Source organism: Oxyplasma meridianum, assembly GCF_038024865.1.
GTDB classification, from domain to species: Archaea; Thermoplasmatota; Thermoplasmata; order Thermoplasmatales; family Thermoplasmataceae; genus Oxyplasma; species Oxyplasma meridianum.
Genome location: NZ_CP133772.1, coordinates 380,611 through 393,521, shown reverse-complemented (window position 1 = coordinate 393,521; position 12,911 = coordinate 380,611). Strand labels below are relative to the sequence as shown.

The window sequence follows — 12,911 nt, the reverse complement described above, 5'->3', positions numbered from 1 at the left end:
AAATGAATGATGCAAAAAGGCTTGGAAGATTTTCTGGTATAGAGTTCGGAAAGAAAGAGGTAATATTCGTACTATTTGCAGCTGCCATTTCTGGTGTTTTCCTTATGCTTTACGGAGAAACAAAGAATATAGTTTTCATCATTATTGCAGCTGCGAGTGCCGTGATGCTCATGGCAATATTCCTTAAACCGGTACTTGAAAGAGATAACAGAAAAAACAACATTAACTCAAACATTCCGTTCTTCATAACCGCCTTTGCCACGCTTTCAGTGAGCGGGGCAAACAGAATCGATATTATTGAACTCCTTTCAAAAAAGGATAAACTTGGTTTTTTAAAGGACGACATGGTCAAGCTTGTGAATCTGGTTAAAAACTGGAAAAGAGGTCTTTCTGAAGCAGCCATGTTCCTTTCACAGAGAACCCCCAGCGAGGTATTTGCGGACTTCCTGGCCAGATTCGGACATGCAATAGACAGTGGACAGGATTTCGAGGAATTTGTCAGAGATGAGGCTGGGACAGTTATGGGCAATTTCGAGACAACGTACATCTCCAGCCTTTACACATTTGATCTTTACAAGGATATGTATGTCTCCCTCCTACTTGCATTTGCATTTCTGATCACATTCATACTGATAATGCCAATTCTAATACCAATAAACATAATAGCGGTGCTTTCCCTCAGCATGATAACAATCATTATGGGCGAAGGGCTTCTTGTTTATGGGATCAAGATTGTGCTTCCCAACGATCCCATATGGCATGATACTGGGATTAAGACAGAATTACAGATCAAGATAAGAAGGATTTTCATAATGGCAGGAGTGCTGTCCATGGTTCTCCTTACAGCTCTTCTCGCTACTGGGCTTTATACCAGGATACCGTTCTACTTCGACGTTGCAATAGTTATAACCCCTTTCGCTTGGCCAGGAATAGTTGGTTCCAGAGAAGAGAAAAAAATCACGAAGAAAGACGACATGTTCGGAAGTTTCATCAGATCCCTTGCTGGATCTGCATCGGCCAGGGGGAATATGATTATCGATGCCCTTAAATCAATTGTTTTACATGATTTTGGATCGCTTACAGCAGATATAAGGAATCTTTACAAGCGCCTCACATACAGAATCAGCAACAAAGAAGCATGGAGGAATTTCAGTGCTGAAACCGGATCTCACCTGATAGAGGTATTCTCCGAATCGTTTATGGAAAGCGTTGACCTTGGATCAGACGCGGAAAAGGCTGGCATGGTAGTTGCAGACAATTTTGATAAGGTTATAAGACTCAGGAAGAGAAGGCACTCCTCTGTGGCAAGTTATGTGGGCGTTATCTATGGCATTACTGGTGGATTGGCGTTTTCGCTTGCAATATCATATGGAGTTCTTGAGATCATAAGCAAGGTATTTTCCACACTGGATGTTTCAAGTCTCCAGGATTTCGGCATCTTTGTGGCACAGCCACCATCTGAACTTTTCATAATTGAGATTTTTATCGTTGCCATACTGTTTCTTCATTCTTTCGTTGCAGGCACTGCCTTAGAAATAGCAGACGGAGGCCGGGTAGCACACAGTCTTCACCATGCCGTCATAATGATCTGGATAGTTTCATTTGTAATATACGGGACTCTTCAGGTTGTAGTTCTTATGCTAGGTGGTGGTCTTTAGTCAACTAATCCCATCTAAAGCCATTTTACCAACACTTCCAGATGTGTTGAAATTTCAGCCCCTTGCGGAGACGGATGGCAATAGTTTGATTTACTTCAGGGTTCAGTTCTTACCATTCATGTCGCAGGATGGAACTTTCTCAATTAATAAGTCCATGCGACTCTTTCATGAATTAAGAACACAGCAGTCAGCTATTTTGAGGCCCCATTAGGAAATATGCCTTAGACATATGGGCATACTGTTGGGAAAAATAAAATAGCTTTGTACCAATTCACCATCAATGGCTGAACAGCCCAGTGGTAAAATAGGCAGCAGGAAAGTGCTTACTGCCATAGAGAAGATCTCGGAGGCACCTGTGGGGAGGGAATTCCAGGAACTCTGTGGAACTTTTTTATCAATAATTTCCAGATTTGATGGAACCCTATCAGCAAAAGATCAGATGAAATATGATCAGTATATTTCAGGGTTAGTTGAAAGGACACGTACTGAGATTGATGGAGATTTGAGTCGGACTATCCTAAGGGAAATTTACAGACTTTTTCCAGGAAATAGATACGCCGCTCTTTACAGTGGAATAGAACTCATAAAGTCAGGTAACCTTGAAGAGGGTCTTAAAATGGTTGAAACCTCAGATATCTGGGATCAATCCAGGGAATTTCTCGAGGTGGTTTCACAATCTGAAATCTCTGATGAAAAAGTAAAGGACATAGTGATTAAATCGGCTTATAAGGGAAATGGTAATCCACAGCTATGGATGAGATTTATGAGTTCAGGGAGAGACAGAAGTGAAGTTGCCTCTGTCATAGACGCATTTAACAGAAATAACTATTACAGTGGACTGGAAAATTTCCTCGATGTTGTGATTGGTTATGATCTAGACCCATTCTATCTTTTAAAGAAAGCGGAATTACTTAAAAAAATGGATAGGAATGATGACCTTTTAGCATTGATCCGGGATTTGAATATTTTCTCCATCAAGGAGGTTGATCAGATAGAGGCCTTCAGTGACCTAATGCTTCAGGTTGGGCTATTCAATAAGAATCTGGAACTCTGCAGATATGGTCTAGAGATTTATGAAGATGTTCATCTCATAGTTAACCTTTCTGAATCCTATGCCGGAATGGGCGATCTCCATAACGCCATTGAAACCTGCATGGAGATTTTGGAAAAGTACCCGGAAAATTATGCCAGCATGATAAGATGCGCCCGCCTTCAATTTGAAGCTGGGAAGTATAAAGATTGCGCTTTCACATTCAGCGCTGTACCCAGGTCAAAACTGAGTGAATCTGATTTTACTGTAATGATCAAATCAAAATCATATTCGTCAATGTACAATGAGGCTCTTTCGGACGTTGCCGACTTGATGAGTTTCTATGGAAAGACTCCTGAAAATCTGCACTTGAAAATGGACCTTGAAATGAAACTCCATCTGGAAAGTGACTGTTATTATACTGCAGGTGAAATCCTGGAACTGAACCCTGATGACACTGCCGCAAGAGAGTTCTACAGGAGCTACTTTTTCGGGAATCAGGAATATGAAAAGTATTTGAAGTTCCTTAATGATGATGAGAAATCTACCCTGATGCCCCAGGTTTATGTAGCACTGGCAGGGACCGGAAAGTTTCAGGATTCAATTGAAGTTCTAAAAAAGAATCCAGCATGTCTTGAATCGCCCATGGTATGGGATTCCATTTTTTTCAAGGTAAGAACTTCAGAACAGATAAAAAAAATTGAGGAATTGATAGAGATATCCAACACCAATGGCATTGAGAAAATAAGGATGATACTGCGCTTCCTGAAAGGCAATTACAGATCTCCCCATGAGTTAAACTGGGATGATCTAGTGGTATCAGGATCTGTCTCGCTGGTTTATATTAATATATATTCATTATTAAAAGAGGGTAGATTTGAAGAGATGGAACAGTGTATTTCATCACTTTCTGAAAACCGCTATGGTGTAATCAGAAATATTGTTGAATATAACAGAGAAGTCCGGAATGGAAAACGTACCGGAGATATTGTAGATTCCATGGATTACCTGTATCCTGCAACCTGGATTTTGATCCTCAATGGGATCTATGACGAAGCGTATGCTAAGTTGAACAAACTGGAGACAAACCATCCTGACCCCTTCTACACATATTACGAGAGCCTTATAATGGAAGGTAAAGGGAATTATGAAGATGCCAGAAAAAATATATCACATGCAGTTGAAAAACTTGAAAATTTCATGTTCCTTGATCTTCTTGCAAGGGTGTCTCTCAGATGCGGGAAACTTGGAGACGCCATATCGGCCTATGAAATTATTTTTAAGAACCGGGGGCAGGATTCAATAGATTTTCCATCACTTTACAGAATACTCTCTGAAATAAAAGATCATGAATTTGTTATGAACTTTGTTGATCTGTGTGAATATAATTCACTTTCAAACATCTGGGTAAAACGGCTTAAACGCAACATTTTTCTGGATAGAAATGACTCAATGTCGGCATTTGAGATATCAAGGGAAATAATTGCTGTTGGAAAACTTGAAGAGGCAGATATAAGAACACATTTATCCATCTTGGAGAAAATCCATCCCCAGGGAGACAGAATCTCTTTTCTTGAAAATGTCCGAGACGATATTAAAGATCCGAAAATTGATGTATTGATAGGAGACGCATACTTTGCCAACGGACATTATGAGAGGGCACTAAGATACTACCATGATGCCATAAGCAATGGGATGGACAGAGCCAGTATTCAGAATTATCCTGAAACGCTTATAAACACCGGGAACTTTGATGAAGCAATGGAGATGATTTCCGGCAAAAATCTATCTTCTTTGCTTCTTGTTAAACTTTACAGCGGTAAGAATGATATTGAATCCATTCTCAGAATCCTTTCAAACTTCAGGGTCAGGGAAAGAGATGACGAGGAGGCTCTGATTTTTCTTTGCAGAAATCACTGGAAGGACCCCGATATAAGAAAATCATTGAAAAACATCTATTCAAACCATGGCTTCCTGTTCCTTGGTAAAGAGATAGGAGTTAAACTGATTCAGGATGGTTCCTACGACGAAGCCATGGATGTTCTGAAAAACCTCTTTAAGAACTATCCTGAAAATATTGAAGTGGCACGGATCTATTCCACACTGCTCATAAAAAATGGAGACCGATCCGAAGCCATAAGATCACTATCAAGAGGGTTGAAAGCCTCAAAGTCGATTGAAGAAGCAACGGAATTCACAAATACTCTGCTTAAGGTATACTTTGAAGACGGCGATTACAAAGCAGTTACCGATCTCTATCTCTCAGATCCATCCCTTATAGACCGTGAGGGGCTAAAGATAACTGTTAAAAGCTATATAGCCCTTGATAAGTTTGAAGAGGCTGAAAGGATAATATCCAGACAAGATAAAATTCTGGACCATGGCCTCAATGACGATCTTTATGATGAGCTCCAATCCAGAAAGAATTTTACAGAGATCCTGACATACGTTAACCGGCTTCTCAAACTGGAATATAAAAAGGGGAGGGTTATTGACACAGATGAGGCTGTATACAAAGCAGAAATACCCATAGACAAGATCCCTTATATAATGGATTTCTTGAAGGGAGACAGATACTGGGGTGCACCAAATCCAGAGAAATATGACCTGATCTCAAGGGACGTGATCAAAAGAATAGTTAAAAATTCAGGTGTAGAAAAGATCAATGATATCAAAATTTTCATGATCTATAACAATCTGGACAGAAAGGATGCTGTGGTGGCAGTAAATCTCTACCATTATATAATGGAAAGAATATCGGAAGTGAGAGTTCCAAAAACAGATGATCCCGTAATACTTGCACTTATGAAAAAGGCACTTAAAGAAAACATACCTATTGAGCCACTTCATATGGCATACATGCTTGATATAGGGATAGGAACCGCTATGGATGTGGTGGCACTCATAGGCTATATGTTTGAAAAGAAACAGAGAGAGAGTGAAATCCAGTGAACAGATTTTATGGAGGTTATTCCAGAGAGATAGAAGATATATCTCTTGCATTTATAATGCTAACTCTCAGCTTTTTCATTGCAATGATCTCAGACAACGGTTTCCATGTTTCGGCACCTGAAGCCGCTTTACTTTTGATCATGAGCGCGCTTGCAGTGGCAACTGCATTCTTCCTCCACGAAATGGCTCACAGGTACGTGGCAAGAAGATTTGGAGGGGTAGCTTTCTTCAAGATATGGCCCTTCGGCATAATATTTGCCTTCATAACCTCATTCTTTGGATTCATATTTGCCGCCCCAGGAGCAGTAAACATTGGAGGAATATACCGGAAAGACCAGTTTGGAAAGTCCGCATTGGCAGGTCCATTGACAAACCTTGTTGTTGGATCAGTTTTTGTGTTTTTGGACATCTTTCTACCAATGGATCCCATACTCCACACAATTTTTGGATTTGTTGGGGGCCTAAATCTCTATTTTGGTGTGTTCAACATGCTTCCAATCCCGCCTCTTGACGGGCAGAAGGTTATGTCGTGGAATCTCAGGATATTCATTATGGTATTTGCAGTTGCCATAATCCTGAATATAATTAATTTCCTTACAATTGGATTCCTGTGATTCTTGTTCAGGGATTTTCCATAATTCCTGATCTGAAAAGTGATTCCATACTTTCCGGCTGAATGAAAAATATAGTGTTTTCCCCCACTTCTATTTTATATGGTATTGTGAAAGATGCACATTTTTCATTATTATGACGGCATAATACCATTTCAGAACTGTTCTTGAGATACTCCCAGACCCCCTTTGAAGGTTTCATTATAATCCCAAGATAGAGTGGCGACTCTGAAGCAATAAAAACATCGGGGTTTTCAAATGACTGTTCAGTTCCATTGGTAACAAATGGAATAAATATTTCCCTGTTCTGGATTAAATTTATGCTCATTTCGATCAATGGTTCATAGTGCATAAGGATTATATATTTTCCACCAATGGCGGAAGGGGTTAATCAATACATATACAATAATCCATGTTAAGGTGTAAAAAATATGAGATACAAACAAAACTGCACATCATGCGGTATCGGACTTGTTGAAATAGGATATTCACTGTTTGACTGTCCCAATTGCGGGGAAGAAGTCATCGGAAGATGCAAAGAGTGCAGAGAGCACACAACAGAATACCAGTGCCCTAAATGTGGCTTTGTTGGTCCATAGGTGTTATGTATGGGGGATGTTGCTGTAGTTTTCAAGATACTTCCAGGCGACGCTGAGACCGATATGAAGAAACTCTCTTCTGATGTAAGGGAGAGAATCAATGGCTTCTGCGAAATAAACAAGATAGAAATGCAGGAGATAGGTTTTGGCCTTTCGGCAATCAGGCTGGAGGTCATTGTACCAGATGAAGAGGGAAAGATTACAAAGGTTGAAGAAATTTTAGGAGAAATTGATGGCGTAGGCCAGGTTGATACAGAAGACGTAACACTGGTCTGAATAAAATTAAGATGAATATATTCCTTATTTCCTTATATATAATAACGGCATTTTCAATTCTCATTGCCGCCGGACTCACTGCAATTGCACTGAAGAGATACCATCCGGAAGGTATTCAGGCTAAATTCCATGGCAGTGCCCTTGTAATCTTGCCTTGCAGAGGGATGGATCTTACACTTGAGGAAAACATAGATTCTCTTAAAAGGCAGAATTATCATAATTATAAACTGATTGCTGTTGTGGATAGCACTGATGATCCATCTGTAAGCGTCTTGACATCGACAGGTGTTGATTACATAGTTTCAGATTTTAAGTGCGCAAACTGCAGCGGGAAAGTCAGGGCAATATCAACCGCAATTAGCAGGTTTAGGGATTTTGATGCCTACGTTATAGCCGATTCAGATATTCTGGCAAATTCTTCATGGCTGAAGAATCTGCTGGGTCCTCTCGCAGAAAAAAATTATGGGGTATCAACAACTTTTCCCTATTTCAATCCCCTTGGCGGCATATGGACAAGAATCAAGCTTGTATGGGGGTTTGTGGGACTTGGTATGATGGAATCCAAGATTACCAGATTTGGATGGGGTGGATCGCTTGCATTTCGTAAGGATCTTTTCCATGATGGTGACTTTGAATTTTTCAGTGAATTCGTTTCCGATGATATTGCCATTTCCAAGATATGCAAAAAGAACAAAATGGACATAGCATATGTTCCTGAATCACAACCTGTCATAAATTCATCAGATGACAGGAAGACATTCATGGAGTGGGCAAACAGGCAGACTGCCCTTTCCATATCCTCATCCAAAAGCGTATTTGTATATGGCATGGTGTTTTATGGCCTGACTCTATTGCTATTTGTCTGGACAATAATCGCTTCAGTTTTCATTTCTTATTTCTTCCTCATCCTTTTTACACCCACCGTTGCCAATGCAGTCAAATCTGCAGGACGAACCAGGAAAGGAAAAGCAGCCAGCGCACTGGTAAGCGTATTCATCCCATTCCTCTATTTCTCAAACCTCCTTATAGCCCATCATATGAAACGGATAACATGGAGAGGACGTGAATACCTTCTTCAGAAGTTTCAATGATCATGGACAGCATTTGTAGACTTTATAATGTTGTTCATTATTTCTACCCATGATTAATAAAAGCCAAAAATCCACAAGACTTTTTGGAACGAATGGCATAAGGGGCATCCCCAATATGGATCTTACCCCGGAATTCTGTTCAAGAGTGGGAAAAGCTATTGGTACTGTTTTCAAGACCAGAGATATTGCAATGGGGAAAGATACAAGAGTGAGCGGGGAGATGATCTGGAGTGCAGTTGAATCAGGAATTCTTTCAACAGGTGTGAACGTCACTGATCTTGGAATATTGCCCACTCCCGCATTACAGTATTACTGCAAGGTCCACAGCGTTTATGGAGTTATTATAACGGCATCCCACAATCCCCCAAAGTTCAATGGCATTAAATGCATAGACAAAGACGGAACGGAATTACAAAGAGAGAGGGAAGAGGAGATAGAATTCATTGTTGAACAGGGAGAATTTATGAAAGCAGACGTGAAGAACATGGGCCAGAGAACCTTTTATCCACTGGCCGTGAATGACTATATCGAGGGCATAAAGAAGATCATTACGCCGGAAAATGTGAAAAAAGCTGAATTCAGAGTGGCAATTGATACAGGAAATGGGGCTGCATTCAGAAGTTCACCTGAACTCCTAACTGAACTTAACTGCAAAGTTGTAACGCTTAACGCAAATCCAGATGGAAACTTCACCTCAAGAAACTCAGAACCTAAACCGGAAAATCTTGGGGATCTGATAGCACTCATGAAAACGGGAAAATTTGACCTTGGAGTTGCACATGACGGCGATGCAGACAGATGTGTTTTTGTGGATGAAAATGGAAATTTTATTGACGGAGACAGGAGTCTTGCCCTGATAGTGAAGTATTTTACCTCACGTGGTTCAAAAGTTGTCACTCCTGTTAGCAGTTCTGATGTAATAGAAGATGTTTGCAACAAGAATGGGGCTGTACTTGTCAAGACCAGGGTTGGAGCCCCCATCGTCTCAAGAACCATGATCAAGGAAAAGGCACTTGTTGGCGGTGAGGAAAATGGAGGAATCATATATGGAAGGCATCAGTACTGCCGTGACGGGGCCATGGCCATGGCCCTTGTTCTTGACCTCATGGCAAGGGAAAAAAAGAAGATCTCAGCTCTTCTCAGTGATCTTCCAGCTTACGCAATGTACAAAACATCAACCGAACTGACAGAGGATTGGAATCAGGTAAGAAAGAGGATAATTGACAGGGCTGGTGCGGAAGAAATTGATTTTACAGACGGTTTGAAGCTTTATCTACGGGAAGGATGGGTTCTTGCAAGGCCCTCAGGAACTGAACCGATTATGAGAATATTTGCCCAGTCAAAGACCGTTGAAAAGGCAAGGGAACTTGCAGAATTCATAATAAAGATAGCTTCACCATAATAATCTTCATCTCTTTCCTTTTCCAAAACGTTCCATGCAGGCATTGCAAATTAAATAATGTTCAGACCGAACCATAAGCATCCAGGAATCTCTTTATTGCGGTGTAATTTCCCGCTATGGCGAACCAGATTAAAAGAATCACAGTTACAGTTATTCTTATACCTGAAAACATAATTGAACCGGGTATGAAAAACTGGATCAGTGTGAAAACCAGCATGAAGACGAGCCTGTCAGCCCTTCCAAGTATTCCTGAATAGTTCCGGCCAAGACCAAGGGCTTGAGACTGAGTCCCCATATAGCTTGTGAGCATTATGCCGATTATGGCCAATATTCCTATTTTCATGTCGCCATATGCGCTGAAAACCATTCCGAGCATTATAAAAATATCAGAATATCTGTCAAAAACGTGATCAAGCAGGTCTCCTCTCCTCGATTGAAGATTCCTCATCCTTGCAACTTTTCCATCCAGAGCGTCAAAAAGGGAAGAGAGTGCTATAAAAATAAAAGAAAAGAGTAGAAAATAGGAACCGATATAATAGAAGATGCCGGCCAGTGCGGCAAGGATCAGTGAAAAAAGGGATATTGAATTAGGATTCATCTTAACAAATGGCGAAGCCATGAGTGTCAGTGTTCCGTCAACCTTTGATCTGTAGGAATCCAGTACCATGGTGAGCCATGATATACAAGACTTTAATTTTTGTCAGTTTTCACATGAGAATTATTTTTTTTGCTTATGCCAGTATCTTATCAAGAATCTGCCTGACGTTAGATACAACCTCATCCATAATGCCAATATTTTTTACAGTGAAGATCTTTGTTGAGGGGAGTGTATCCAGTGCTTCTGAGTAGATTGTCCCGGATTCCTGGACTTCCATATTTTCATTTATCTTCTCAATTTCGTATCCTCTTGATTCATAGACTCTCCTGAGATCTTCCATGCCCCTTTCAAGTATTATTGCATGGCTGCATTTCATCAGGTGAGCATAATGCCCCTCTATGATGGTATACTGGGAAGGGACCAATTTCGCCCTTAGACAATCTATATCGGCCTCTTCCCCTTTGATGCAGCCAAGTGATATTCCAATTTCAACCAGGCTTGTACATCTGTAACCATACTCATTAAGAAGTCTGCATAGTGTTGTTTTTCCACTGCCAGGAACACCACTTATGCATATCAGGCTACCAGATCCATGTTTTTATTTTTCTTTATGACAGGCTGTGTTCCGAAAGGCATTGAAAGATGCCTCCTTGCCATAACTGGAACATTGTATTTACCGGGCATTACTGATCTTTTCTTTTCGGTGTATTCTGGGATAGATGATCTGTTTCCGCACTGTGTACACTGATAACTGAATTTTCCACGGTTGGCCATCCTTTCACCACATATGCTGCATAATGGCGGTAGTCTCATATATTCAGCAACCAGGTTCCTGATTTCCATCTTCTCTATATTTATGGTGCCCTTGAGGAATGATCCATAGACGGTTATGAAATCACCGGGGAGCAGCTGCCTGAATATTGACCTGAACTCTTTTGTGGGTTCGAATGCCGCAATTTTTACAACTTTGCCCCCTGCATTGATGCTTGAAAAATAGTGAGAACCCTGAGTGGGCACAGGTTTTGACAGAACTGTTCCTGAGATCATATAAGTGTGCAGATTGTAGAGTTCTCCATGATATTGTTCTATATGATCATCAGTTCCCTGATTTGTTTCAAATATTATTTCTGAGTCAATTGGAAACGGTAGTTTTGCTGCTACCGATTCTGATGCCTCAACAAGTTTTTCCATATTTATCCCCCTTATGCCGTACACAACTGGTGTTCTAGGGTTAGGGAATATTGCAGGGTACCTGTTTCTTATGTCCACGCTGTTGAAAGTCCCTTCATATCCATCAGCCATCATGGCACATTCCATCTTTGTTTCTTCAGGAATTTCCTTATTTCCTTCACGATATCCAATTATCTCGTAGGTAATTCTTCTTCCTCTCCAGGACATGGCTGCTGAAGATCCAATGAGTCCTCTTCCATTCTTTATTCCCCGATATTTTGATCCAAGTTTATCCAATTGTTTAATGGTCTCATCAAGGTTCACCTGGCAGGTTACTGCGTTTTCATACATAATTTCTGGGAATAAAAAATTTGAAACAACTATTCCAGGGTTTGTGTTTTCATCTCTCTGGTAATTTTTATCAACTAATCTGTACATCTCTTCCAGGATCTTTTCTGGATCTTCTTCCCCTGATGATCTCTCATATGAATAGATGGGTTTTCCTGCAATACGTCCGCAAAAAACCTTTTCCCCTGATCCGTTCCCTACTCTTATCCTCACAGCACCGTTCCCTCTTGTCTTGTAAGGTATATTGGGGTTTAGCCTTACGAGGGATGGAAGGCCGATCAGATCATATTTACCCCTCCTCAGGAATTCACTGACAAGATATGTTGTGCACATTGCCTTTCTGGAATCTGTGTCGTCAAATGAGACATACATTCAGGCCCCGAACCTCCTCTTCCTGGACTGATAGGCACTTATGGCACGGAGAAAATCAACTTTCTTCAACTCTGGCCAGTTGACATCTGAAAAGTAAAGTTCGGAATAGGCTGATTGCCAGAGAAGGAAATTTGATATCCTCTCTTCTCCACTGGTTCTGAGTATGAGATCCGGGTCGGGTATTGATCCGTCATAGAGATATTCCCTGAATTTTTTTTCGTCAATGGAATCCAGGTCCTCCATTCCCGACTGGACATCCCTTACAAGACTTTTTATAGCGTTTATTATCTCTTCCCTTCCGCCGTAACCGATTGCCAGGTTGAACTTGAAATTCTTGAAGCCTTCTGTAAGCTGCTCCACTTCTCTGATAGTTTCCTTAAGATAGCCGGGAAGTTTTCCGGTTTCTCCGATCACCTTGACCCTTATTCCATTCTTTTTTATTCTTTCATCTTTCATAAGGTCCCTTAAGGCCTCATTTATAAGATGAAAAAGGAAATCAACTTCACTGTTGTTCCTCTTGAAATTCTCGGTTGAGAAACCGTATACAGTAACTATCTTAACCCCGACCTCCATGCACCACTCGAGGACCTCCTCAAGTTTTTCTTTTCCCTTGACGTGGCCTTCGTTATCAGATAGACCCAGAGATCTTGCGTATCTCCTGTTTCCGTCGGTGATTATGCCTACATGATGGGGTACCTGATACCTCTTTATATCGTCAATGAGCATTTTTTCGTAAACTTCGCCGGCAATATCGCCTATCTTCTTTCCTATGCTCATCTTTTTTTACCTTTCGCCATGTTCATT

General features: G+C 40.8%; 12 protein-coding genes. 7 read left to right on the top strand and 5 right to left on the bottom strand.

Translation table 11 applies throughout. The annotated features are described in order from the left end of the window. The first annotated feature begins 2 nt into the window (after positions 1 to 2). The 3 genes from OXIME_RS02030 to OXIME_RS02020 all read left to right on the top strand — a co-directional run bounded on the left by OXIME_RS02030 (position 3) and on the right by OXIME_RS02020 (position 6,254). Positions 3 to 1,658, top strand: coding sequence for a type II secretion system F family protein (locus OXIME_RS02030; protein ID WP_393971819.1), 1,656 nt, complete (start codon positions 3 to 5; stop codon positions 1,656 to 1,658). Positions 1,659 to 1,938: 280 nt separating this feature from the next. Next, a complete protein-coding gene (locus OXIME_RS02025) occupies positions 1,939 to 5,640 on the top strand; it encodes a tetratricopeptide repeat protein (RefSeq protein WP_393971818.1) in 3,702 nt (1,233 codons plus the stop codon). Beyond that, a complete protein-coding gene (locus OXIME_RS02020; RefSeq protein ID WP_393971817.1) occupies positions 5,637 to 6,254 on the top strand; it encodes a site-2 protease family protein in 618 nt (205 codons plus the stop codon). The genes OXIME_RS02025 and OXIME_RS02020 overlap by 4 nt, the downstream gene beginning before the upstream one ends. A 7-nt stretch (positions 6,255 to 6,261) precedes the next feature. Here OXIME_RS02020 and OXIME_RS02015 read toward each other — a convergent pair whose 3' ends face one another. Then, complete coding sequence (locus OXIME_RS02015) at positions 6,262 to 6,579, bottom strand: hypothetical protein (RefSeq protein ID WP_393971816.1); 318 nt, start codon at positions 6,577 to 6,579, stop codon at positions 6,262 to 6,264. 103 nt (positions 6,580 to 6,682) lie between these two features. Between OXIME_RS02015 and OXIME_RS02010 the strand changes: the two genes are divergently transcribed. From OXIME_RS02010 to glmM, 4 genes are read left to right on the top strand one after another with little or no spacing between them, the layout of a single operon-like run. Further along, positions 6,683 to 6,850, top strand: coding sequence for a zinc finger domain-containing protein (locus OXIME_RS02010; protein WP_393971815.1), 168 nt, complete (start codon positions 6,683 to 6,685; stop codon positions 6,848 to 6,850). Positions 6,851 to 6,859: 9 nt separating this feature from the next. Then, positions 6,860 to 7,126 carry an elongation factor 1-beta gene (locus OXIME_RS02005; protein ID WP_393971814.1) on the top strand — a complete coding sequence of 89 codons (267 nt, stop codon included), beginning with the start codon at positions 6,860 to 6,862 and terminating at the stop codon, positions 7,124 to 7,126. 11 nt (positions 7,127 to 7,137) lie between these two features. Then, positions 7,138 to 8,217, top strand: coding sequence for a glycosyltransferase (locus tag OXIME_RS02000; RefSeq protein WP_393971813.1), 1,080 nt, complete (start codon positions 7,138 to 7,140; stop codon positions 8,215 to 8,217). 49 nt (positions 8,218 to 8,266) lie between these two features. Continuing rightward, positions 8,267 to 9,619, top strand: coding sequence for a phosphoglucosamine mutase (gene glmM, locus OXIME_RS01995; protein WP_393971812.1), 1,353 nt, complete (start codon positions 8,267 to 8,269; stop codon positions 9,617 to 9,619). A gap of 61 nt (positions 9,620 to 9,680) precedes the next feature. Here the strand turns inward: glmM and OXIME_RS01990 are convergent, their stop codons facing one another. From OXIME_RS01990 to uppS, 4 genes are all read right to left on the bottom strand, one after another. Then, positions 9,681 to 10,286 carry a CDP-alcohol phosphatidyltransferase family protein gene (locus OXIME_RS01990; protein WP_393971811.1) on the bottom strand — a complete coding sequence of 202 codons (606 nt, stop codon included), beginning with the start codon at positions 10,284 to 10,286 and terminating at the stop codon, positions 9,681 to 9,683. A gap of 64 nt (positions 10,287 to 10,350) precedes the next feature. After that, positions 10,351 to 10,788, bottom strand: a complete 438-nt coding sequence (locus OXIME_RS01985; RefSeq protein ID WP_393972232.1) for an AAA family ATPase — start codon at positions 10,786 to 10,788, stop codon at positions 10,351 to 10,353. Positions 10,789 to 10,793: 5 nt separating this feature from the next. Next, positions 10,794 to 12,107 (bottom strand): DUF1743 domain-containing protein, encoded by a 1,314-nt coding sequence (locus OXIME_RS01980; protein WP_393971810.1) that lies wholly within the window; start codon positions 12,105 to 12,107, stop codon positions 10,794 to 10,796. After that, positions 12,108 to 12,884: a polyprenyl diphosphate synthase gene (gene uppS, locus OXIME_RS01975; protein WP_393971809.1), complete on the bottom strand. Its 777-nt coding sequence runs from the start codon at positions 12,882 to 12,884 to the stop codon at positions 12,108 to 12,110. Positions 12,885 to 12,911: the final 27 nt, after the last annotated feature.